15 protein-coding genes and 4 tRNA genes are annotated in these 23,078 nt (G+C 63.9%); 18 read left to right on the top strand and 1 reads right to left on the bottom strand.

All coding sequences use genetic code 11. From position 1 onward, the window contains the following. Positions 1 to 160 precede the first annotated feature (160 nt). A complete protein-coding gene (locus VG561_RS15675; RefSeq protein WP_423179789.1) occupies positions 161 to 2,899 on the bottom strand; it encodes a TonB-dependent receptor plug domain-containing protein in 2,739 nt (912 codons plus the stop codon). Positions 2,900 to 3,068: 169 nt separating this feature from the next. Here VG561_RS15675 and VG561_RS15670 point away from each other — a divergent pair, with 169 nt between their 5' ends. The 18 genes from VG561_RS15670 (at position 3,069) to fusA (ending at position 23,074) form a co-directional block, all read left to right on the top strand. Then, positions 3,069 to 4,088: a cyanophycinase gene (locus tag VG561_RS15670; protein ID WP_111206825.1), complete on the top strand. Its 1,020-nt coding sequence runs from the start codon at positions 3,069 to 3,071 to the stop codon at positions 4,086 to 4,088. Between the two features lie 109 nt (positions 4,089 to 4,197). Next, a complete protein-coding gene (locus VG561_RS15665; protein WP_262094056.1) occupies positions 4,198 to 5,214 on the top strand; it encodes an isoaspartyl peptidase/L-asparaginase in 1,017 nt (338 codons plus the stop codon). Positions 5,215 to 5,351: 137 nt separating this feature from the next. After that, positions 5,352 to 5,437: transfer RNA gene (locus VG561_RS15660), tRNA-Tyr, on the top strand. Positions 5,438 to 5,461: 24 nt separating this feature from the next. Beyond that, positions 5,462 to 5,535, top strand: a tRNA-Gly gene (locus VG561_RS15655). A gap of 49 nt (positions 5,536 to 5,584) precedes the next feature. Next, positions 5,585 to 5,660 (top strand) — tRNA-Thr (locus VG561_RS15650). 41 nt (positions 5,661 to 5,701) lie between these two features. Beyond that, entirely contained in the window at positions 5,702 to 6,892 is a 1,191-nt protein-coding gene (gene tuf, locus VG561_RS15645) for an elongation factor Tu (protein ID WP_014036096.1), read from the top strand. Positions 6,893 to 6,994: 102 nt separating this feature from the next. After that, positions 6,995 to 7,070, top strand: a tRNA-Trp gene (locus VG561_RS15640). Positions 7,071 to 7,119: 49 nt separating this feature from the next. Beyond that, on the top strand, positions 7,120 to 7,533 hold the full coding sequence (secE, locus tag VG561_RS15635; RefSeq protein WP_014646044.1) for a preprotein translocase subunit SecE: 414 nt from the start codon (positions 7,120 to 7,122) through the stop codon (positions 7,531 to 7,533). A 10-nt stretch (positions 7,534 to 7,543) separates the two neighbouring features. Continuing rightward, positions 7,544 to 8,104 (top strand): transcription termination/antitermination protein NusG, encoded by a 561-nt coding sequence (gene nusG, locus VG561_RS15630; protein ID WP_004154362.1) that lies wholly within the window; start codon positions 7,544 to 7,546, stop codon positions 8,102 to 8,104. 258 nt (positions 8,105 to 8,362) lie between these two features. Further along, complete coding sequence (gene rplK / locus VG561_RS15625; protein WP_004145248.1) at positions 8,363 to 8,791, top strand: 50S ribosomal protein L11; 429 nt, start codon at positions 8,363 to 8,365, stop codon at positions 8,789 to 8,791. Between the two features lie 4 nt (positions 8,792 to 8,795). After that, on the top strand, positions 8,796 to 9,494 hold the full coding sequence (gene rplA, locus VG561_RS15620) for a 50S ribosomal protein L1 (protein ID WP_014646045.1): 699 nt from the start codon (positions 8,796 to 8,798) through the stop codon (positions 9,492 to 9,494). A gap of 386 nt (positions 9,495 to 9,880) precedes the next feature. Continuing rightward, entirely contained in the window at positions 9,881 to 10,417 is a 537-nt protein-coding gene (gene rplJ, locus VG561_RS15615) for a 50S ribosomal protein L10 (RefSeq protein ID WP_010480377.1), read from the top strand. A 63-nt stretch (positions 10,418 to 10,480) separates the two neighbouring features. After that, a complete protein-coding gene (gene rplL, locus VG561_RS15610) occupies positions 10,481 to 10,849 on the top strand; it encodes a 50S ribosomal protein L7/L12 (RefSeq protein ID WP_014646047.1) in 369 nt (122 codons plus the stop codon). Positions 10,850 to 11,178: 329 nt separating this feature from the next. Continuing rightward, positions 11,179 to 15,333, top strand: a complete 4,155-nt coding sequence (gene rpoB, locus VG561_RS15605; RefSeq protein WP_014646048.1) for a DNA-directed RNA polymerase subunit beta — start codon at positions 11,179 to 11,181, stop codon at positions 15,331 to 15,333. Between the two features lie 89 nt (positions 15,334 to 15,422). Beyond that, positions 15,423 to 19,646 (top strand): DNA-directed RNA polymerase subunit beta', encoded by a 4,224-nt coding sequence (gene rpoC, locus VG561_RS15600; RefSeq protein WP_262094054.1) that lies wholly within the window; start codon positions 15,423 to 15,425, stop codon positions 19,644 to 19,646. Positions 19,647 to 19,930: 284 nt separating this feature from the next. Continuing rightward, a complete protein-coding gene (gene rpsL, locus VG561_RS15595) occupies positions 19,931 to 20,305 on the top strand; it encodes a 30S ribosomal protein S12 (protein WP_004145320.1) in 375 nt (124 codons plus the stop codon). 12 nt (positions 20,306 to 20,317) lie between these two features. Next, a complete protein-coding gene (gene rpsG, locus VG561_RS15590) occupies positions 20,318 to 20,791 on the top strand; it encodes a 30S ribosomal protein S7 (protein WP_004145321.1) in 474 nt (157 codons plus the stop codon). A gap of 141 nt (positions 20,792 to 20,932) precedes the next feature. After that, the gene (gene fusA, locus VG561_RS15585) at positions 20,933 to 23,074 is read left to right on the top strand and encodes an elongation factor G (protein ID WP_014646050.1); all 2,142 of its coding nucleotides are present in this window, start codon (positions 20,933 to 20,935) and stop codon (positions 23,072 to 23,074) included. Positions 23,075 to 23,078: the final 4 nt, after the last annotated feature.

Below are 23,078 nucleotides of genomic sequence, written 5' to 3'. Positions count from 1 at the left end.
ACGATGCTAGGGAGCGGCGCGCGCGGCGCGGAATCAGCTGTTTCCTAAAATCCCCGGCTGGCCGGTCGGGCCGGAGCCTGCGCGCGGGTACCGTTCAGGCGGCGGAAAAAAAGAACCCCCGCCGAAGCGGGGGTCTCCTGTATCTGCGCTGGCCGGGCGCTTACAGCGCGCTGCCACCGAACTTGTGGGTGTACTGCAGGTTGATCGTGCGCCCCACGCTGTCGAACCAGGACACGTCGTAGTACGGGTATGCAGTGTAGGTACGGTCCTTCGGCGGCATCTTGTTGAACACATTGACCACCGACAGCGACAGGCGCGAGTAGTCGTCGAAGCGGTACTGCAGCGAGGCGTTGTAGCGATAGGTCGCCTTCACGTACGGGCTGTCGCCGCTGTCCCAGTCGAACACCTGGTCGTAGCTGTCCGAGGTCGGCAGCTTGCCCAGGCGCGAACCGTACACCGTTGCCGACCACGCATCCTTTTCCCAGGTCACGCTCAGGCTGGTCTTGGTGCGTGGGATGTCGAAGCCGCTGTTCACTGCGAACTGGTCTTCGGTGCGGTCGCCCGGGTAGCGCTGGAAGTCATGCTTCTTCACCCAGGTGTGGGTGCCGTTGAAGATGAAGTCGCCGATGCCCGTCTGCAGGCGGTAGCGCAGGCCGACGTCGATGCCGGAGGTGGATTCGCGGGCGACGTTGATCGGCGCCACGCGCACGCCATACAGGCGCCCGTCGTTGCTGCGGGTGATGCGGGCGAGTGCATCCACGCAGGTCGGCGAGGTGATGTCGGCGCTGCCCAAGCGGCAGTTCGCTTCGTTGGCCAGGATCGTGCGCACGTCCATGTCCTGCACCTGGTCGCGCATGTCGATGTCGAACCAGTCCACCGACAGGTCCAGGCCGACGGCCGGCGACCAGACGAAGCCGGCACTCCACGAGGTGCTGGTTTCCGGGTCGAGCTGGCGGTTGCCGGTGCGGCTGCGGATCAGGTTGCGCTCGTAGTCGGCGCAGTCGGTGGCGCCGTCGGCGCGGCAGCTGTACAGGTCTTCGGCGGTGGTCTCATCGTTGCCCGGGCCGGCGAATACATAGTGCAGGTCCGGCGCACGGAACGCGGTGCCATACGAACCGCGCACCAGCAGCGTGTCGATCGGGCGCCATTCCAGGCCACCGCTCCAGGTCGCCTTGCCGATGGTGTGGCCGGAATAGCGGTACTGGTCGTAGCGGCCGGCCACGCTCAGGTTGACCGTTTCGTGCAGCGGCATGCGCAGCTCGGCCGCCGTAGCCCAGCGGTTGCGCGAACCTTGGCCGTCCGAATCCTTCCAGCTGTAATAGTAGTACTGGGTCGCCAGCGGATCAGGATTGAGCGAGTACGCCTGCTGGCCCACTTCCACGGTCGCGGCGAAACCGGCGTCACCGCCGGGCAGGCCGAACAGCGCGGAATTGGTCAGAGTGAATGCCGCCGTCTCCGTGCGCGACTTCGGCGTGTAGGTGGTACGCGCGGCGATCGAATCGTACTCGGCGCGGGTCAGCGGCCGGTACAGGCGTGACGGGTCGGCGTTGTAGATCGGGAAACCGTCGTCATCCACGCCCAGCTGCGGGCCGAGGAACAGGTCATTGGCCTTGGCGGCGATGATCTGCGCCCAGCTGATCCGCGACTGGTACTGCGAATGGCTCAATGCCGCTTCGTAGTCCCAGTTGCCGGCCAGGTTGCCCTTGAAGCCGGTGGTCACGCTGAAGGTCTTCTGCGTGCTGCGCACCATGGCATTGCGCAGGCCGCCCATTTCCTCGGGCGAGAACTGGCGCTGCCAGAACTCGATCTCGCCGGTGGCTTCGTTGTTGAAGTAGCCCGACTCATCGCCGTTGGCGTCCATGCGGCCCCACTTGGTGACGTCGCGCATCAGCGACATCGTGTGGTAGCCCAGCTGCACGTCGGCGAACCACTGCTGGCCATTGTCGAAGTCATGGCTCAACGACGCGTAGCCGTTGGCACCGCGGCGCTTGCTGAGGATGGTGCCGTAGCCGATCGAGCTGTCGCTGCCACAGTAGTAGCCGTACTTCGGGCGGTAGGCGCGGTAGGTGCTGCCCTGGTTCTGGCCGAACAGCGCTTCGCAGGTGGCGGCGCCGGGGTCCAGATAGTCATCGTTGTAGTCGGTGCGCAGGTACGCACGGCGCGCGATGCGCGAACCCTCGGTGGGGCCGTCCTGGGTCGAGTCCTGGATGTCGCGCTCATAGGCCCACAGCGGCGTCTGCGACTGCAGTTCGACGCTGTATACCGCGTTGAAGTTGCCACGGCTGAAACCGCTGGCGATGCTCATGTCGAACGACTCGCCACCGCCTTCAGTGGTGGTGCCCATGCGCATGTCGATCGTGGTGCCGTCGGCCTTCTTCTTCAGGATGAAGTTGACCACGCCGGCGATCGCGTCCGATCCATAGATGGCCGAGGCGCTGCCGGTCAGTACTTCAATGCGCTCGATCATCCCCAGCGGAATGTTGGAGACATCGGTGAAGTTGCTGCGGCCCTTGAACGGCATCGGGAAGTCGGCGATACGGCGGCCATTGACCAACACCAGCGTGTGGTTCGGGCCCAGGCCGCGCAGGTCCACCTGCTGGGCACCCGGCGAGAAGTCGGCGCCGCTGGAAGACTGCTGGCTCTGCGTCTCACCGCCGTTCTGGGTCATCGCACGCAGCACGTCCGGCACGCTGGTGAAGCCACTGGAGCGGATCTGTTCGGCGTTGATCACCGTGATCGGGGCGGGGCCTTCCACCTGGGCGCGCGGAATGCGCGAACCGGTGACCTGCACCGCGTCCAGTTGTTGTACCGGAGAGGACGCCGGAGCCTGGGCGGCCGCGGAAGCAGCCACACCCATCAACGCTAGCTGGATCGACCACGCCATCGCCTTTCTACGCATGAGGAATTCTCGGAAATGAAGCCGGCCCGCAGAGGAGGGGCCTGTCCCCCATTCAGATTTCCGGAATGGGCGCGCGCATTTAACGCCTTTTTTATGTCCTTGACTACTGGGTCCCTATCTGGCAAAGAGTGAAAACGCTTGCAAGTCGATTTTGTTCAGGGAGATCAAGATGCGACGCGTTCACCGGACCCTGCGTACCCCTGTTGCCTGGCTGGCGCTGCTCATGCTGGCCTGGCCGTCGGCCGCGCCCGCGCAGGATCTGCAGGGCCCGGGCTTTTCCTATTACGAGGTCGGCGACCTTGAGGCCCCACGTCCCGGGCCGCGTGCATCCGCGATGATGCTGATGGGCGGTGGCGAGTGGGTGCCGGATGCCTTCCAGTGGTGGTTGAAGCAGGCCGGCAATGGCCGTGTACTGATCCTGCGTGCCTCCGGTGGCGATGAACTGCAGGACCGCCTGTACCGCGAGATCGGCGGCACCACCGCGGTACAGACGCTGGTCTTCGACAGCCGCCGCGGTGCCGATGATCCAGCCGTGCTGCGCGTGGTCGCTGCGGCCGATGCCATCTTCATTGCCGGCGGCGACCAGTCGCGCTACATCCGCTTCTGGAAGGGCACCGCACTCAACCGCGCGCTCAACGCCCATGTACGCGCCGGCAAGCCGATTGCCGGTACCAGCGCTGGCCTGGCCATCCTCGGCGGCTATGCCTATGGCGCCATGGATGGCGGCAGCATCAGCTCGGCCGGTGCGCTGGCCGATCCGATGGGCAGCGCAGTCACCATGGACAGTGGCTTCCTGCAGATGCCCTACCTGCAGCGCGTGGTCACCGACACCCATTTCGACAAGCGTGACCGCCTTGGCCGCCTCATCGTGTTCGTGGCACGCGCCGCGCAGGACAGCGGCGACCCTGACATCGTCGGCATCGGCGTTGATGAGGACACCGCCCTGTGCGTGGAGCCCGATGGCCAGGCCCAGGTCTACAGCGCTGATGGCGAGGGCAAGGTCTGGGTGGTCAGCCCCGGTCGTGATGCCGATCGCCTGGTCGAGGGCGAACCATTGCGCTTCCATGCCGTTCCGGTGACCGTGGTCGCCAGTGGCAGCCGTATGCGCCTGGACGATTTCCAGGCCGAGGCCGACTACCAGGCCGTGGCCGACATCAGCGACGGCCAGATCGAGTTCACGCTTCGGTAGCGCCGGCCGCTGGCCGGCAACTCACTTTCCCTGAGCTGATGCGCCCCTTGCGGCCAGCGGCCGGCGCTACCCTGCAATCCATTCCCTTGTCCTGCTGGAGACGTACCTGATGAAACTGCGCCTGGCGCTGTCCGCGCTGCTGTCCTTTCCATTGATCGCCCAGGCCGCCCCGGCTGCGTCGCCATTGCTGGTCATCCATGGCGGCGCCGGCGTCGAACGCAAGGACCTGTCGCCGGCCGAAGAGAAGGCTGCGCGCGATGCGTTGCGCGCCGCACTGCTGAAAGGCCATGCCGAACTGGCGGCCGGTCGTCCGGCGCTTGCAGCGGTCACTGCGGCAATCACCGTGCTGGAGGACGATCCGACCTTCAACGCTGGCAAGGGCGCAGTGTTCACCCATGACGGCCACAACGAGCTGGATGCGGCGGTGATGGACGGTGCATCCCAGGCAGCAGGTGCGGTGGCCGGCGTGCAGCGGGTGCGTAACCCGATCCTGCTGGCGCAGACCGTGATGCAGAAGTCCAGGCACGTGATGATGGTAGGGCAGGGTGCCGAAGCCTTCGCGGTGGAGCAGGGCATTGCTCTGGTTGATCCCTCCTACTTCCGCACGGAGAAGCGTTGGCAGCAGCTGCAGCGCGCGCTTAAGGAAGAGGTCAATGGCCAGGCCCATGCCGACCTGGAGACCGCAAAGCACTTCGGTACCGTCGGTGCGGTCGCGCTGGATGCGCAGGGGCAGCTGGCCGCCGGCACCTCCACGGGCGGCATGACCAACAAGCGCTATGGCCGGGTGGGTGACTCGCCGATCATCGGCGCCGGCACCTGGGCCGATGCGCGCTGTGCGGTGTCGGGCACCGGCTGGGGCGAGTACTACATCCGCACCGCGGCCGCGCACGAGATCTGTGCGCGCATGCGCTACCAGGGGCAGAGCCCGGAGCAGGCCGGCAAGGGCGTGATCAACGAGACGATTCCGCAGATGGGCGGCGACGGTGGTGCGATCGTGCTTGCCGCGGACGGCAGAATGGCCACGCCGTTCAACACCCAGGGCATGTATCGGGGCTGGATCGGCGCCGACGGAGTCCCCCATGTCGCAATTTTCGCCAGCGAGACCCTGCCGGTCCCCGGTCAATAACCTTGCGTATCAATGGGTTTGCGACAACGTGTGAAAAAGATGGAAAAAAGCGTTGACAGCCCCCCGTCCCATCAGCAGAATAAGCGGCTCACCACCACACACCGCAACGCTTCGGCGGCAACGGAATGGGGTGGTAAGGAGGGATACCCAAGCGGCCAACGGGGGCAGACTGTAAATCTGCTGGCTTACGCCTTCGGTGGTTCGAATCCACCTCCCTCCACCAGTTTCACGTTGTGACATTCCCGGCGCGGGAGTAGTTCAATGGTAGAACCTCAGCCTTCCAAGCTGATGGTGCGGGTTCGATTCCCGTCTCCCGCTCCATTGAATGAACTTTGAATCTTATCGAGTTCATGTCATAATGCAAAACTCGGCTCACGTAGCTCAGTCGGTAGAGCACTTCCTTGGTAAGGAAGAGGTCGAAGGTTCGATTCCTTTCGTGAGCACCATCTTAAGCATCACCTCTCAGACGAATTCGAGATAAGCAGCCATGGCCAAGGGTAAGTTCGAGCGCACCAAGCCGCACGTCAATGTCGGCACCATCGGTCACGTCGACCACGGCAAGACCACGCTGACCGCCGCACTGACCAAGATCGGTGCCGAGCGCTTCGGTGGCGAGTTCAAGGACTACTCCTCGATCGACGCCGCGCCGGAAGAAAAGGCTCGTGGTATCACGATCTCGACCGCGCACGTCGAATACGAATCCCCGATCCGTCACTACGCCCACGTTGACTGCCCGGGCCACGCTGACTACGTCAAGAACATGATCACCGGTGCCGCCCAGATGGACGGCGCGATCCTGGTGTGCTCGGCCGCTGACGGCCCGATGCCGCAGACCCGTGAGCACATCCTGCTGTCGCGCCAGGTCGGCGTGCCGTACATCGTCGTGTTCCTGAACAAGGCCGACATGGTCGACGACGCCGAGCTGCTCGAGCTGGTCGAGATGGAAGTGCGCGAACTGCTGAGCAAGTACGAGTTCCCGGGCGACGACACCCCGATCATCGCCGGTTCGGCCCGTCTGGCGCTGGAAGGCGACCAGAGCGACATCGGCGTGCCGGCCATCCTGAAGCTGGTCGACGCGCTGGACAGCTGGATTCCGGAGCCGGAGCGTGCGATCGACAAGCCGTTCCTGATGCCGGTGGAAGACGTGTTCTCGATCTCGGGCCGCGGCACCGTGGTGACCGGTCGTATCGAGCGCGGCGTGATCAAGGTTGGCGACGAAATCGAAATCGTCGGCATCCGTCCGGTGCAGAAGACCACCGTGACCGGCGTTGAAATGTTCCGCAAGCTGCTGGACCAGGGTCAGGCAGGCGACAACGCTGGCCTGCTGCTGCGCGGCACCAAGCGTGACGACGTCGAGCGTGGCCAGGTGCTGGCCAAGCCGGGCACGATCAAGCCGCACACCAAGTTCGAAGGCGAAGTGTACGTCCTGTCGAAGGACGAAGGCGGCCGCCACACCCCGTTCTTCAACGGCTACCGTCCGCAGTTCTACTTCCGCACCACCGACATCACCGGCGCAGCTGCGCTGCCGGAAGGCGTCGAAATGGTGATGCCGGGTGACAACGTCAAGATGGTCGTCACCCTGATCAACCCGGTGGCAATGGACGAAGGCCTGCGCTTCGCCATCCGCGAAGGCGGCCGTACCGTCGGCGCCGGCGTGGTCTCGAAGATCATCGAGTAAGCCTGCAGTACCGGTGGTTGCATAGCGCCGCCGGTTACGCGAATGGCGGGCCGGGAACCTCGGTCCGCCTTCGCCGTCTAAGGGAAGGCAAGTTTTCAACGTACGCCAGTAGCTCAATTGGCAGAGCAGCGGTCTCCAAAACCGCAGGTTGGGGGTTCGAGTCCCTCCTGGCGTGCCATCTGCCCACCTTACCCAGCGGCCTGCGCCGCTAAAGCAGACACAGCCGGATGAATAGCAAGATCGAACACTCCAAGGACAACTCCGCCAATGGTGGAGATATCGTCAAGTATGTCGCCGCATCGTTGCTGGTGCTGGCCGGTCTGTTCGTCTGGTTCTGGTTCTCCGCCGACTCCGGTCGCGCCGCCCAGCTGGGTGCGTGGGCGGGTCAGGTGCGTGCGTTGGCGGTCGTGGTCGGTCTGGTTGGCGGTATCGGCGTGTTCATGCTGACCGGCAAGGGGCGCGACACCCGCGAATTCCTCTCCGAGTCGCGCTTCGAACTGCGCAAGGTGGTCTGGCCGACGCGCCAGGAAGCCATCCGCATGACCTGGGTCGTGATCGTCGTGGTGCTCATCCTCAGCCTGCTGCTGGGTGGCTTCGACTTCCTGATCCAGAAACTGACTCAGTGGTTCCTGAGCCGCTAAGGAGAATTGCATGAAGCGTTGGTACGTCGTTCACGCCTATTCGGGCTTCGAGAAGTCGGTGGCGCAGGCCCTGCGCGATCGCATCGTCCGTGATGGCATGGAAGAGCGCTTCGGCGACGTCCTGGTTCCAACCGAAGAAGTGGTCGAGATGCGCGCTGGCCAGAAGCGCCGCTCCGAGCGCAAGTTCTTCCCGGGCTATGTGCTGGTCCAGATCGAGACCCACGAAGAAGCCGGCATTCCGCGCATCGACAACGAAAGCTGGCATCTGGTCAAGGAAACCCCGCGCGTGATGGGCTTCATCGGCGGTACCGCTGATCGCCCGCTGCCGATCGCCGATTCCGAGGCCGAGGCCATCCTGAACCGCGTTCAGGAAGGTGTCGAGAAGCCGCGTCCCAAGGTGCTGTTCGAGCCGGGCCAGATGGTCCGTGTCACCGATGGCCCGTTCAACGATTTCAATGGCGTCGTCGAAGAGGTCAACTACGAGAAGAGCCGTCTGCGCGTCTCGGTGCTGATCTTCGGTCGTGCGACCCCGGTCGAGCTCGAGTTCGGCCAGGTCGAAAAGGCCGTCTGACCTGCCTGTAGCGTCGAGCCATGCTCGGCGTCGGACCAGAAACCGGGCCTGGCCCGGTTTCGTTCGTTTACCTGCTGCTTCAGGCATGTGAAGAAAAAACCTGTTATAGTGCGCGGCTCCCTGCTGGGAAAGCCAGCAGGACGAGGCCGCCGCAAGGTGGCCTTCAGCATGATTTCAAAACGCGATGCCGGGACGCGTGATTCCCGGTCCGATGGGGAGCCTGTTGTCGAAAGGCGCTAGCACCCGGAGAGCACTCACATGGCAAAGAAAGTTGTCGGTTACATCAAGCTGCAGGTGAAGGCCGGTCAGGCCAACCCCTCGCCGCCGGTCGGTCCTGCGCTGGGTCAGCGTGGTCTGAACATCATGGAATTCTGCAAGGCGTTCAACGCTGCCACGCAGAAGCTCGAGCCGGGTCTGCCGGTTCCGGTGATCATTACGGCCTACTCGGACCGTACGTTCACCTTCATCACCAAGAGCACCCCGGCTACCACCCTGCTGAAGAAGGCCGCTGGCATCTCGTCGGGCTCCAAGCGCCCGAACACCGAGAAGGTCGGCAAGGTCACCCGTAAGCAGCTGGAAGAGATCGCCAAGGCGAAGGAACCGGATCTGACTGCCGCCGACCTGGACGCCGCCGTGCGTACCATCGCTGGCTCTGCCCGTTCCATGGGCCTCGTGGTGGAGGGTTAATAAGATGGCACAGACCAAGCGTGAGAAGGCCATCAAGGCCGCCGTCGTTCCGGGCAAGGCGTACGCCTTCGAGGACGCGATCAACATCCTGAAGACCGCCACCAAGGCCAAGTTCGTCGAGTCGATCGACGTTGCCGTGCGCCTGGGCGTCGACGCGAAGAAGTCCGACCAGCAGGTCCGTGGCTCCACCGTGCTGCCGGCCGGTACCGGCAAGTCGGTCCGCGTCGCCGTGTTCGCTCCGGCCGGTGCCAAGGCTGATGAAGCCCTGGCCGCTGGCGCCGAAGCCGTCGGTATGGACGATCTGGCCGAGAAGATGCAGGCCGGTGATCTGAACTATGACGTCGTCATCGCGACCCCGGACGCCATGCGTGTCGTCGGTAAGCTGGGCACCGTGCTGGGCCCGCGCGGCCTGATGCCGAACCCGAAGGTCGGCACCGTTTCCCCGAACCCGGGTGAAGCCGTGAAGAACGCCAAGTCGGGTCAGGTCCGTTACCGCACCGACAAGGCCGGCATCATCCACTGCACCATCGGCAAGGCCGACTTCGCCGAAGACGCGCTGAAGTCGAACCTGACCGCGCTGCTGCTGGACCTGATCAAGGCCAAGCCGGCCACCTCGAAGGGCACCTACCTGCAGAAGGTTTCGGTCAGCTCGACGATGGGCCCGGGCGTCACCGTCGACCAGTCGTCGCTGACCCTGAAGTAATTGTTTCAAGCGGTCACGGTACCTTCGGTGCCGTGACCGTGACATTTGAAGGCATCGCTGGCAGTGCATCGCCTGCGGTAGCCGTCAAAGACCGCAGGCGCGGTCGTGGCAATACCGGCGACGGGCACGGAAGCTCGATCTGGCAAGGAGTCGCCGCCGGAGCAGTCATGAGCGCTTAATCGATTCCCCGGAATCACCCTGCGTAGATGGTGCCCTTCTGGAGTTTTTCTGGTTCACGCACGTCTGGGTTTCCCAGGTTGGCCCACTCCAGGTCTAGAACGGCCCACCCCCGGAACATCATCCCGATGTTCCCGGCGTCCAGGACGGATGCCGCACAGGACCGCACACGGCAGGAGCCGTAAGCGGAGTTCAATAGGAGGAGTGCAATGGCTCTCAATCTGTCCCAGAAGCAAGAAGTAGTCGCCGAGCTGGCAGACGTCGCCGCCAAGGCCCACTCCTTGATCGCAGCCGAATACGCTGGCACCACGGTCGCCCAGATGACCGCGATGCGCAAGCAGGCTCGTGAAACCGGTGTTTTCTTGAAGGTTGTCAAGAACACCCTGGCTTCGCGCGCCGTTGAAGGCACCGAGTTCGCAGTCGCACAGGACCAGATGGTTGGTCCGCTGCTGTACGCGTTCTCGCTCGAGGAGCCCGGCGCTGCCGGTCGCCTGATCAAGGAAGCCGCCAAGGGCAACGACAAGCTGAAGGCTAAGGTCGTCGCCATCGGTGGCGAAGTGTTCCCGGCAAGCCACGTCGAAGTGCTGGCCTCGCTGCCGACCCGCGACCAGGCCCTGGCCATGCTGGCCCGCGTCCTGACCGAGCCGGTCACGATGTTTGCCCGCGCCATCAAGGCCGTTGGCGAGAAGCAGGGGGGTGGCGATGTCGCCGCCGACGCTGCCGAGCCGGCCGCCGAGACCGCCTGAGTTTCGACTTACCGTGGTTCCTGACGGAACCTCAACCCAGAAAATCATCCAAAGGTATTAATCATGTCCCTTACCAACGAACAGATCGTCGACGCCATCGCCGAGAAGTCCCTGATGGAAGTGATGGAGCTGGTCAAGGCCATCGAAGAGAAGTTCGGCGTCTCCGCCGCTGCTCCGGTTGCCGTGGCTGCTGCCGCTGGCCCGGCCGCTGCTGTTGAAGAGCAGACCGAGTTCACCGTCACCCTGAAGACCGCCGGCGAGAAGAAGGTCGAGGTCATCAAGGCCGTCCGCGCCATCACCGGCCTGGGCCTGAAGGAAGCGAAGGACCTGGCCGAAGCCGGTGGCGTCCTGAAGGAAGGCGCTTCGAAGGAAGACGCCGAGAAGATGAAGAAGGACCTGGAAGCTGCTGGCGCGACTGTCGAAGTCAAGTAAGCAGTTACCTTGCATCGTCACCGATTCACGGCGATGCAGCCAAGGCTGGGGGCGTAAGCCCCCGGCCTTTGGTCGTTGTTGCGGTACCGGTAGGGTCGACTGTTAGTCGACTGTTTCAAAAGCAGGAAAAAGCCCAACACGGGCTGCAGTCAAACCCCGGCAGGCCAGCGCACGGCGCGGCAGCGGGGGAGTGGTAGCAGACGAGTTGGCAGTTGGAAGTAGCGGGAGAAGGCGTGCTGGTGCCGGCAATACCAGCGACTTCCAACTGACAATTTCAAGTTCCCTTCGGATCGTGGGCGCACGATCCGCACAACAAGGTGGAAGACCTCATGACGTCCTATTCGTTCACCGAAAAAAAGCGTATCCGCAAGGATTTCGGCAAGCAGCGCTCGATTCTCGAAGTGCCGTTCCTGCTCGCCATCCAGGTGGATTCCTATCGTGAATTCCTGCAGGAAAACGTCGATCCGGCCAAGCGCACGGACCACGGCCTGCACGCTGCGCTGAAGTCGGTCTTCCCGATCGCCAGCTACAGCGGCAATGCTGCCCTGGAATACGTCGGCTACAAGCTGGGCGAACCGGTCTTCGACGAGCGTGAGTGCCGCCAGCGCGGCATGAGCTACGGCGCCCCGCTGCGCGTGACCGTGCGCCTGGTGATCTACGACCGTGAGTCGTCGACCAAGGCCATCAAGTACGTGAAGGAGCAGGAGGTCTATCTGGGCGAAATCCCGCTGATGACCGAGAACGGCACCTTCATCGTCAACGGCACCGAGCGCGTCATCGTCTCGCAGCTGCACCGCTCGCCGGGCGTGTTCTTCGACCACGACCGTGGCAAGACCCACAGCTCGGGCAAGCTGCTGTACAGCGCCCGCATCATTCCTTACCGCGGCTCCTGGCTGGACTTCGAGTTCGACCCGAAGGACGCGCTGTTCACCCGTATCGACCGCCGCCGCAAGCTGCCGGTGTCGATCCTGCTGCGCGCGCTTGGTTACAGCAACGAGGAGATGCTGGCCGAGTTCTTCGAGATCAACACCTTCCACATCAACCCGGATGAAGGCGTCCAGCTGGAGCTGGTGCCGGAGCGCCTGCGTGGCGAAACCCTGGGCTTCGACCTCGCCGACGGCGACAAGGTCATCGTGGAAGCCGGCAAGCGCATCACCGCGCGCCACATCAAGCAGCTGGAAGCCTCGGGCATCGCCGCCCTGGCCGTGCCGGACGACTACATCGTCGGCCGCATCCTGTCGCACGACGTGGTCGATGCCTCCACCGGCGAACTGCTGGCCCAGGCCAACGACGAGATCACCGACGAGCAGCTGCAGGCCTTCCGCAAGGCCGGCGTCGATGCGGTCGGCACCCTGTGGGTGAACGACCTGGATCGTGGTCCGTACCTGTCCAACACCCTGCGCATCGACCCGACCAAGACCCAGCTGGAAGCCCTGGTCGAGATCTACCGCATGATGCGTCCGGGCGAGCCGCCGACCAAGGATGCCGCGCAGAACCTGTTCCACAACCTGTTCTTCACCTTCGAGCGCTACGACCTGTCCGCGGTCGGCCGCATGAAGTTCAACCGTCGCGTGGGCCGCAAGGAAACCACCGGCGAAGCCGTGCTGTACGACAGCAAGTACTTCGGTGAGCGCAACGACGAAGAGTCCAAGCGCCTGGTCGCTGCCCACGGCGACAGCTCCGACATCCTGGACGTGATCAAGGTCCTGACCGAGATCCGCAACGGTCGCGGCGTGGTCGACGACATCGATCACCTGGGCAACCGTCGCGTGCGTTCGGTCGGTGAAATGGCCGAGAACGTGTTCCGCGTCGGCCTGGTCCGCGTCGAGCGCGCGGTCAAGGAGCGCCTGTCGATGGCCGAGTCGGAAGGCCTGACCCCGCAGGAACTGATCAACGCCAAGCCGGTCGCCGCTGCCATCAAGGAGTTCTTCGGCTCCTCGCAGCTGTCGCAGTTCATGGACCAGAACAACCCGCTGTCGGAAGTGACTCACAAGCGTCGCGTCTCGGCCCTGGGCCCGGGCGGTTTGACCCGTGAGCGCGCCGGCTTCGAAGTGCGCGACGTGCACCCGACCCATTACGGCCGCGTCTGCACCATCGAAACCCCGGAAGGCCCGAACATCGGCCTGATCAACTCGCTGGCCGTGTACGCCCGCACCAACCAGTACGGTTTCCTCGAGACCCCGTACCGCAAGGTCGTGGACGGCAAGGTCTATGACGAAGTCGAGTTCCTGTCGGCGATCGAAGAAAACGAGTACGTCATTGCGCAGGCCAACGCGCTGACCGACGCCAAGGGCACCCTGACCGAGCAGTTCGTCCCGTGCCGCTTCCAGGGCGAATCGCTGCTGAAGCCGCCGGCGGAAGTCCACTTCATGGACGTCTCGCCGATGCAGACCGTGTCGATCGCGGCTGCGCTGGTTCCGTTCCTGGAGCACGATGACGCCAACCGCGCACTGATGGGCGCCAACATGCAGCGTCAGGCCGTGCCGACCCTGCGTGCGCAGAAGCCGCTGGTCGGTACCGGCATCGAGCGCGCCGTGGCGCGTGACTCCGGTGTGACCGTGAATGCCCGTCGTGGTGGCGAGATCGTGCAGATCGACGCGGCCCGCATCGTGGTCAAGGTCAACGAGGAAGAGATCGTTGGCGCCACCGACGCAGGCGTGGACATCTACAACCTGGTCAAGTACACCCGTTCGAACCAGAACACCTGCATCAACCAGCGCCCGCTGGTCCAGGTCGGTGACGTCATCGCCCGCGGCGACGTGCTGGCCGACGGTCCGTCCACCGACATCGGCGAACTGGCCTTGGGCCAGAACATGCTGATCGCGTTCATGCCGTGGAACGGCTACAACTTCGAAGACTCCATCCTGCTCTCCGAGCGCGTGGTGGAAGAGGATCGTTACACCACGATCCACATCGAAGAGCTGACCTGCGTCGCGCGTGACACCAAGCTGGGGCCGGAGGAAATCTCCGCCGACATCCCGAACGTCTCCGAGCAGGCGCTGAACCGCCTGGACGAGAGCGGCGTGGTGTACATCGGCGCGGAAGTCCGTGCCGGCGACATCCTGGTCGGCAAGGTCACCCCGAAGGGCGAAAGCCAGCTGACCCCGGAAGAGAAGCTGCTGCGCGCGATCTTCGGCGAGAAGGCTTCGGACGTGAAGGACAGCTCGCTGCGCGTTCCGCCGGGCATGGACGGCACCGTCATCGACGTGCAGGTCTTCACCCGCGACGGCATCGAGAAGGACAAGCGCGCCCGCCAGATCGAAGAGTCTGAAATCAAGCGCGTCAAGAAGGACTTCGACGACCAGTTCCGCATCCTGGAAGCCGCCATCTACATGCGTCTGCGTTCGCAGATCGTGGGCAAGGTGGTCAACGGTGGCGCTGGCCTGAAGAAGGGTGACGTGATCACCGACGCCTTCCTGGACGGCCTGAAGAAGGCTGACTGGTTCGCCCTGCGCATGAAGGACGAGGACGCTTCGGAAGCCATCGAGCGCGCGCAGAAGCAGATCCAGGCGCACGAGAAGGAGTTCGAGCGTCGCTTCGCCGACAAGCGCGGCAAGATCACCGCCGGTGACGACCTCGCTCCGGGCGTTCTGAAGATGGTCAAGGTGTTCCTGGCCGTGAAGCGCCGCATCCAGCCGGGCGACAAGATGGCTGGCCGCCACGGCAACAAGGGTGTGGTCTCCAACGTGGTGCCGGTCGAGGACATGCCGTACATGGCCTCGGGCGAAACCGTGGACATCGTGCTGAACCCGCTGGGCGTGCCGTCGCGCATGAACATCGGCCAGATCCTGGAAGTGCACCTGGGCTGGGCCGCCAAGGGTCTGGGTCGCAAGATCCAGGCGATGATGGAAGCCCAGGCGGCGGTCGCCGACCTGCGCAAGTTCCTGGACGACATCTACAACCACGACGACACCAACGTGGCCAACCGTGTCGACCTGTCGCAGTTCAGCGACGAGGAACTGCTGCGCCTGGCGCGCAACCTGACCGACGGCGTGCCGATGGCTACCCCGGTGTTCGACGGCGCCACCGAAGCGGAAATCAAGCGCATGCTGGAACTGGCCGACCTGCCGAGCAGCGGCCAGACCCAGCTGTACGACGGCCGCACCGGTGAAGCCTTCGATCGCCACACCACCGTTGGCTACATGCACTACCTGAAGCTGAACCACCTGGTCGACGACAAGATGCACGCCCGTTCGACCGGTCCGTACTCGCTCGTCACCCAGCAGCCGCTGGGCGGCAAGGCGCAGTTCGGCGGCCAGCGCTTCGGTGAAATGGAAGTCTGGGCGCTGGAAGCCTACGGCGCGGCCTACACCCTGCAGGAAATGCTGACGGTGAAGTCCGATGACGTGCAGGGCCGCAACCAGATGTACAAGAACATTGTCGACGGTGAGCACGAGATGGTCGCGGGCATGCCGGAATCCTTCAACGTGCTCGTGAAGGAAATCCGCTCGCTGGCCATCAACATGGAACTGGAAGACAACTGATCCATGCCGGCGCGGCCGCCTCCGCCGCCGCGCCGCTGGCAGTCAACTGAAAGCCCATCGACACAGCATTCCTCCTTCTGGAGAACACCATGAAAGACCTGCTCAACCTCTTCAACCAGCAGCGCCAGACGCTGGACTTCGACGCGATCAAGATCGCGCTGGCCTCGCCGGACCTGATCCGTTCGTGGTCCTTCGGCGAAGTGAAGAAGCCGGAAACCATCAACTACCGTACCTTCAAGCCGGAACGCGACGGCCTGTTCTGCGCCGCCATCTTCGGCCCGGTGAAGGACTACGAGTGCCTGTGCGGCAAGTACAAGCGCATGAAGCACCGCGGCGTGGTCTGCGAAAAGTGCGGCACCGAAGTGACCCTGGCCAAGGTGCGCCGTGAGCGCATGGGCCACATCGACCTGGCGTCGCCGGTCGCGCACATCTGGTTCCTGAAGTCGCTGCCGTCGCGCATCGGCCTGATGCTGGACATGACCCTGCGCGATATCGAGCGCGTGCTGTACTTCGAAGCGTACGTGGTGACCGAGCCGGGCCTGACCGCCCTGGAGCGCCGCCAGCTGCTGACCGAAGAACAGTACCTGCAGGCCCGCCAGGAGCACGGTGACGACTTCGACGCCGCGATGGGCGCCGAGGCGGTGTACGAGCTGCTGCGCACGATCGACCTGCAGTCGGAAATGACCCGCCTGCGCGAGGAAATCGCCGCTACCGGTTCGGAAACCAAGCTCAAGCGCCTCACCAAGCGCATCAAGCTGATCGAGGCCTTCCTGGAATCGGGCAACCGTCCGGAATGGATGGTCATGACCGTGCTGCCGGTGCTGCCGCCGGACCTGCGCCCGCTGGTCCCGCTGGATGGCGGCCGCTTCGCGACCTCCGACCTGAACGACCTGTACCGCCGCGTCATCAACCGCAACAACCGCCTGCGCCGCCTGCTCGAACTGAGCGCGCCGGACATCATCGTGCGCAATGAAAAGCGCATGCTGCAGGAATCGGTCGATGCGCTGCTGGACAACGGCCGTCGCGGTCGTGCCATCACCGGCACCAACAAGCGCCCGCTGAAGTCGCTGGCCGACATGATCAAGGGCAAGCAGGGTCGCTTCCGCCAGAACCTGCTCGGCAAGCGCGTCGACTACTCGGGCCGTTCGGTCATCGTGGTCGGTCCGTACCTGCGCCTGCACCAGTGCGGCCTGCCGAAGAAGATGGCGCTGGAGCTGTTCAAGCCGTTCGTCTTCGCCAAGCTGCAGCGTCGTGGCCTGGCCACCACCATCAAGGCCGCCAAGAAGCTGGTCGAGCGCGAAGAAGCCGAAGTCTGGGACATCCTGGAAGAGGTCATCCGCGAGCATCCGGTGATGCTGAACCGTGCGCCGACCCTGCACCGTCTGGGCATCCAGGCGTTCGAGCCGGTGCTGATCGAAGGCAAGGCCATCCAGCTGCACCCGCTGGTCTGCACCGCGTTCAACGCCGACTTCGACGGTGACCAGATGGCCGTCCACGTGCCGCTCTCGCTGGAAGCCCAGCTGGAAGCGCGTGCGCTGATGATGTCGACCAACAACATCCTGTCGCCGGCCAACGGCGAGCCGATCATCGTGCCGTCGCAGGACGTCGTGCTGGGTCTGTACTACATGACCCGCTCGCTGGAAAACAAGAAGGGCGAGGGCATGGCCTTCGCCAACATCGCCGAAGTGAAGCGTGCCTACGACAACCGTGTGGTGGAACTGCACGCCAAGGTCAAGGTCCGCATCACCGAGGTGGTGACCGACGAAGACGGCAACAAGCAGAACAAGACCTCGATCGTGGACACCACGATCGGTCGCGCCCTGCTGGCTGAAATCCTGCCGGAAGGCCTGCCGTTCGCGCTGGCCAACACCGAGCTGACCAAGAAGAACATCAGCCGCCTGATCAACTCCAGCTACCGCCAGCTGGGCCTGAAGGACACGGTCGTGTTCGCCGACAAGCTGATGTACACCGGCTTCGCCTACGCGACCCGCGCCGGCGTCTCGATCGGCATCGACGACATGCTGATCCCGGACGAGAAGAAGGGCATCCTCACCGAGGCCGAAGCCGAAGTGCTGGAAATCCAGGAGCAGTACCAGTCGGGCCTGGTCACCGCCGGCGAGCGCTACAACAAGGTGGTCGACATCTGGTCGCGCACCAACGAGCGCATCGCCAAGGCGATGATGGACACCATCGGTACCGAGAAGGTGGTCAATGCCAAGGGCGAGACCATCGACCAGAAGTCGATGAACTCGCTGTACATCATGGCCGACTCCGGTGCGCGTGGTTCGCAGGCGCAGATCCGTCAGCTGGCCGGCATGCGCGGCCTGATGGCCCGCCCGGACGGCTCGATCATCGAGACGCCCATCAAGGCGAACTTCCGCGAAGGCCTGAACGTGCAGGAGTACTTCAACTCCACCCACGGTGCCCGTAAGGGTCTGGCCGATACCGCACTGAAGACCGCGAACTCGGGTTACCTGACCCGTCGTCTGGTCGACGTCGCGCAGGACGTGGTGATCACCGAGGTGGATTGCGGTACCACCGAAGGCCTGATCATGACCCCGATCGTGGAAGGCGGCGACGTGGTCGAGCCGCTGAAGGACCGCGTGCTGGGCCGCGTGGTCGCCGAGGACGTATTCCTGCCGGGCAACGACGAGGATCCGATCGTCACCCGCAACACCCTGCTCGACGAAGCCTGGGTCGCCAAGCTGGAAGATGCCGGCGTGCAGACCATCAAGGTCCGCTCGACCATCTCCTGCGAATCGGCGTTCGGTGTCTGCTCGCGCTGCTACGGCCGCGACCTGGCCCGTGGCCACCTGGTCAACATCGGTGAAGCAGTCGGCGTCATCGCCGCGCAGTCCATCGGTGAGCCGGGTACCCAGCTGACCATGCGTACGTTCCACATCGGTGGTGCGGCGTCGCGAGCTGCAGCGGTCGACAACATCACCGTCAAGACCACCGGCTCGGTCAAGTTCAGCAACCTCAAGTCGGTCGAGCATGCCAACGGCTCGCTGGTCGCAGTGTCGCGCTCGGGCGAAATCTCGGTGCTCGATGCCCACGGCCGTGAGCGTGAGCGTTACAAGCTGCCGTACGGTGCGACCATCACGTCCAAGGACGGTGATGCGATCAAGGCTGGCCAGACCGTGGCCAACTGGGATCCGCATAACCACCCGATCGTGTCGGAAGTGGCCGGCTTCATCCGCTTCATCGACTTCGTTGATGGCATCACCGTCATCGAGAAGACCGACGAGCTGACCGGCCTGGCTTCGCGCGAAATCACCGATCCGAAGCGTCGTGGTACCCAGGCCAAGGACCTGCGCCCGATCGTGCGCATCGTCGACGCCAAGGGCAACGACCTGTCGATTCCGGGCACCGACCTGCCGGCGCAGTACCTGCTGCCGCCGCGTTCGATCGTCAACCTGCAGGACGGCGCCCCGGTGGGCGTGGGCGACGTCGTCGCCAAGATCCCGCAGGAAGCGTCGAAGACCCGCGACATCACCGGTGGTCTGCCGCGCGTGGCCGACCTGTTCGAAGCGCGCAAGCCGAAGGATCCGGCGGTGCTGGCCGAGCGTTCGGGCATCATCAGCTTCGGCAAGGACACCAAGGGCAAGCAGCGCCTGATCATCAAGGACACCGATGGTTCGGAGCACGAAGAGCTGATCCCGAAGTACCGCCAGGTCATCGTGTTCGAAGGCGAGCATGTCACCAAGGGTGAAACCATCGTGGACGGCGAGCCGAGCCCGCAGGACATCCTGCGCCTGCTGGGCGTCGAGCCGCTGGCGGCCTACCTGGTGAAGGAAATCCAGGACGTGTACCGCCTGCAGGGCGTGAAGATCAACGACAAGCACATCGAGGTGATCACCCGCCAGATGCTGCGCAAGGTCGAGATCACCGATCAGGGCAGCAGCAAGTTCCTGAACGGCGAACAGGTGGAGCGTCAGCGCGTTATCGAGGAAAATGCGCGCCTGTCGGCCCGCAACGAGCTGCCGGCGCACTTCGATCCGGTCCTGCTGGGTATCACCAAGGCGTCGCTGGCGACCGAATCGTTCATCTCGGCTGCTTCGTTCCAGGAAACCACCCGCGTGCTGACCGAAGCGGCCGTCCGCGGCACCTCGGACAACCTGCGTGGCCTGAAGGAAAACGTCATCGTGGGTCGCCTGATTCCGGCCGGTACCGGCCTGGCGTACCACAGCAACCGCCGTCGCGGCGCTTCCGGTCTCACCGAGTCGGAAATGCAGACCCTGGCCGGTACCCCGGCCGCGGTCGAGGCGCCGGTGGTTGAAGCCGAAGCTGAACAGGCGTCGGGCGACGAATGAGGTAGCCGGTCCGGCCGCAAGGCCGGACCACCCCATCGGTCCATCGATGGGATTGGGAAAGGGCAGGGGAGATCGTCCGCGATCAACCCTGTCAACCTGAACGGGGTACATGGAGGCCCCCCAGTAACGTCCCGGGATCAGGGACGGGCTTGACAGGAGGCGTTTGACTGCTTTCCTGGCAGGTTGCTACAATCGTCTGTCTCAGCAGGCCAGAATTTCGGCCTGCTTTAACATTTCCGCATCTCTGGTCGGATTTTCCGGCCACCAATCAGAAGAACCTACTGATGGCGACGATCAACCAGCTGGTCCGCAAGCCGCGGCAAGCGACCACCTACAAGAGTGCCTCGCCGGCGCTCGACAAGTGCCCGCAGCGCCGTGGCGTCTGCACCCGTGTCTACACCACCACTCCGAAGAAGCCGAACTCGGCTCTGCGCAAGGTTGCCAAGGTCCGCCTGACCAACCAGGAAGAAGTGATTTCCTACATCGGTGGTGAAGGCCACAACCTGCAGGAGCACTCCGTGGTCCTGATCCGCGGCGGTCGCGTCAAGGACCTGCCGGGTGTGCGTTACCACACCGTTCGTGGCTCGCTCGACGCCGCCGGCGTTGCCAAGCGTCGCCAGGCCCGTTCCAAGTACGGCGCCAAGCGTCCGAAGGCATAAGGAGAGAGCACTATGTCGCGTAAGGGTAATACTCCGCAGCGTTCCGTCCTGCCCGATCCGAAGCACGGAAGCGAAACCATCGCCCGCTTCATCAACATGGTCATGCAGAGCGGCAAGAAGTCCGTCGCCGAAAAGATCGTGTACGGCGCCATGGACGTGATCACCGAGAAGAACAGCAGCGCCAACGCCATTGAACTGGTGCAGAAGGCTCTGGACAACGTCGCTCCGGCGGTCGAAGTCAAGTCGCGTCGCGTCGGTGGTGCCACCTACCAGGTGCCGGTCGAAGTGCGTTCGTCGCGCAAGATGGCCCTGGCCATGCGCTGGCTGATCGACTCCGCGCGCAAGCGTGGTGAGAACACCATGCCGAAGAAGCTGGCTGCTGAACTGATCGACGCCTCGGAAAACCGTGGCGGCGCCATCAAGAAGCGCGAAGAAACCCACCGCATGGCCGAAGCCAACAAGGCATTCGCCCACTACCGCTGGTGAGTTTGACGGCCTTGTAAAACAGGCAGGGCAGCACCACTTCGGTGCGTGCTGCCTCGCGGTCCCAGAAGGGCTGCGCCAATCCGAAGGCCGCCGAAAGGCGGCGTTCGGCCATCCGAAATCCAAGAAATCTGAGAGGCTCCCGTGGCCCGTTCCACTCCCATCGAGCGTTACCGTAACTTCGGCATCATGGCTCACATCGATGCCGGCAAGACCACCACGTCCGAGCGCATCCTGTTCTACACCGGCAAGAGCCACAAGATCGGTGAAGTGCACGACGGCGCCGCCACCATGGACTGGATGGAGCAGGAGCAGGAGCGTGGCATCACGATCCAGTCCGCTGCCACCACCGCGTTCTGGAAGGGCATGGACAAGTCCCTGCCGGAGCACCGCTTCAACATCATCGACACCCCCGGGCACGTCGACTTCACCATCGAAGTGGAGCGCTCGCTGCGCGTGCTCGACGGTGCCGTCTTCGTCCTGTGTGCCGTCGGTGGCGTGCAGCCGCAGTCGGAAACCGTGTGGCGCCAGGCCAACAAGTACCACGTGCCGCGCATCGCGTTCGTCAACAAGATGGACCGCACCGGTGCCAACTTCCAGAAGGTCGTCGGCCAGCTGAAGGCCAAGCTGGGCGCGGTCGCCGTGCCGATGCAGCTGCCGATCGGCGCTGAAGACAACTTCAAGGGCGTTGTCGACCTGCTGAAGATGAAGGCCATCCATTGGGATGAGGCTTCGCAGGGCATGAAGTTCGAATACAGCGACATCCCGGCCGATCTGCAGGCGGCTGCCGAAGAGGCTCGCCAGTTCATGGTCGAGACCGCTGCCGAAGCCAGCGAAGAGCTGATGGAAAAGTACCTGGGCGGCGAAGAGCTGGCCGAGGCTGAAATCATCAACGCGCTGCGTACCCGTACCCTGGCCACCGAGATCGTGCCGATGTACTGCGGCTCGGCCTTCAAGAACAAGGGCGTGCAGGCCATGCTGGACGGCGTGATCCAGCTGCTGCCGTCGCCGGTCGACGTGCCGGACGTGAAGGGCGTGGACGTTGACGACGACACCGTCGAGATGACCCGCAAGTCGGACGACAAGGCTCCGTTCTCGTCGCTGGCCTTCAAGATCATCACCGACCCGTTCGTCGGCGCGCTGACCTTCTTCCGCGTCTACTCGGGCACCCTGAACGGTGGCGACACCGTGCTGAACTCGGTGAAGGGCAAGAAGGAGCGCATCGGTCGCATCCTGCAGATGCACTCGAACAACCGCGAGGAAATCAAGGAAGTTCTGGCTGGTGACATCGCTGCTGCCGTGGGCCTGAAGGACACCACCACCGGTGACACCCTGTGCGCCGTGGACGCGCCGATCATCCTGGAGCGCATGACGTTCCCGGAGCCGGTGATCTCGATGGCCGTCGAGCCGAAGACCAAGTCGGACCAGGAAAAGATGGGTCTGGCCCTGGGCCGTCTGGCGCAGGAAGATCCGTCGTTCCGCGTCAAGACCGACGAAGAATCCGGCCAGACCATCATCTCGGGCATGGGCGAGCTGCACCTGGACATCATCGTCGATCGCCTGAAGCGCGAGTTCAACGTTGAAGCCAACGTCGGCGCGCCGCAGGTGGCCTACCGCGAAACCATCACCCTGGCTGACGTCAAGTCGGACTACAAGCACGCCAAGCAGTCCGGTGGTAAGGGTCAGTACGGTCACGTCGTGATCGAGCTGTCGCCGATCACCGCTGAAGACCGTGCCGATCCGAAGCTGGCTCCGGCCATCAAGGACGACTTCCTGTTCATCAACGACATCACCGGCGGCGTGATCCCGAAGGAATTCATTCCGTCGGTTGAAAAGGGCCTGCGCGAAACCATCACCAGCGGTCCGCTGGCTGGCTTCCCGGTCGTGGACGTGAAGGTGAAGCTGGTGTTCGGTTCGTACCACGACGTCGACTCCTCGGAAATGGCGTTCAAGCTGGCTTCGTCGATGGCCTTCAAGCAGGGCTTCGCCAAGGCCAAGCCGGTGCTGCTGGAGCCGATCATGAAGGTCGAGATCGTGACCCCGGAGGATTACCAGGGTGACGTGATGGGCGACGTCAGCCGTCGTCGCGGCGTGCTGCAGGGTTCCGACACCACCGGTGACGGTTCGGCCAGCATCATCAACGCGATGATCCCGCTGGGTGAAATGTTCGGCTACGCCACTGCGCTGCGTTCGCAGACCCAGGGCCGCGCCACCTTCACCATGGAATTCGATCACTACGAGCCGGCTCCGACCAACATCGCCGAAGCCGTCATGAAGAAGGGCTGAGCCT

The organism is Stenotrophomonas sp. CASM110, from assembly GCF_049384345.1.
In the GTDB taxonomy this organism is placed as follows: Bacteria; Pseudomonadota; Gammaproteobacteria; order Xanthomonadales; family Xanthomonadaceae; genus Stenotrophomonas; species Stenotrophomonas muris.
The sequence above is the reverse complement of the archived record's forward strand: the minus strand, read 5'-3'. Positions and strand labels throughout refer to the sequence as shown.

Coding starts and splice junctions, on each gene's coding strand:
- VG561_RS15675 (WP_423179789.1), bottom strand. CDS start 2,899: ATGCGTAGAAAGGCGATGGCGTGGTCGATCCAGCTAGCGTTGATGGGT.
- VG561_RS15670 (WP_111206825.1), top strand. CDS start 3,069: ATGCGACGCGTTCACCGGACCCTGCGTACCCCTGTTGCCTGGCTGGCG.
- VG561_RS15665 (WP_262094056.1), top strand. CDS start 4,198: ATGAAACTGCGCCTGGCGCTGTCCGCGCTGCTGTCCTTTCCATTGATC.
- tuf (WP_014036096.1), top strand. CDS start 5,702: ATGGCCAAGGGTAAGTTCGAGCGCACCAAGCCGCACGTCAATGTCGGC.
- secE (WP_014646044.1), top strand. CDS start 7,120: ATGAATAGCAAGATCGAACACTCCAAGGACAACTCCGCCAATGGTGGA.
- nusG (WP_004154362.1), top strand. CDS start 7,544: ATGAAGCGTTGGTACGTCGTTCACGCCTATTCGGGCTTCGAGAAGTCG.
- rplK (WP_004145248.1), top strand. CDS start 8,363: ATGGCAAAGAAAGTTGTCGGTTACATCAAGCTGCAGGTGAAGGCCGGT.
- rplA (WP_014646045.1), top strand. CDS start 8,796: ATGGCACAGACCAAGCGTGAGAAGGCCATCAAGGCCGCCGTCGTTCCG.
- rplJ (WP_010480377.1), top strand. CDS start 9,881: ATGGCTCTCAATCTGTCCCAGAAGCAAGAAGTAGTCGCCGAGCTGGCA.
- rplL (WP_014646047.1), top strand. CDS start 10,481: ATGTCCCTTACCAACGAACAGATCGTCGACGCCATCGCCGAGAAGTCC.
- rpoB (WP_014646048.1), top strand. CDS start 11,179: ATGACGTCCTATTCGTTCACCGAAAAAAAGCGTATCCGCAAGGATTTC.
- rpoC (WP_262094054.1), top strand. CDS start 15,423: ATGAAAGACCTGCTCAACCTCTTCAACCAGCAGCGCCAGACGCTGGAC.
- rpsL (WP_004145320.1), top strand. CDS start 19,931: ATGGCGACGATCAACCAGCTGGTCCGCAAGCCGCGGCAAGCGACCACC.
- rpsG (WP_004145321.1), top strand. CDS start 20,318: ATGTCGCGTAAGGGTAATACTCCGCAGCGTTCCGTCCTGCCCGATCCG.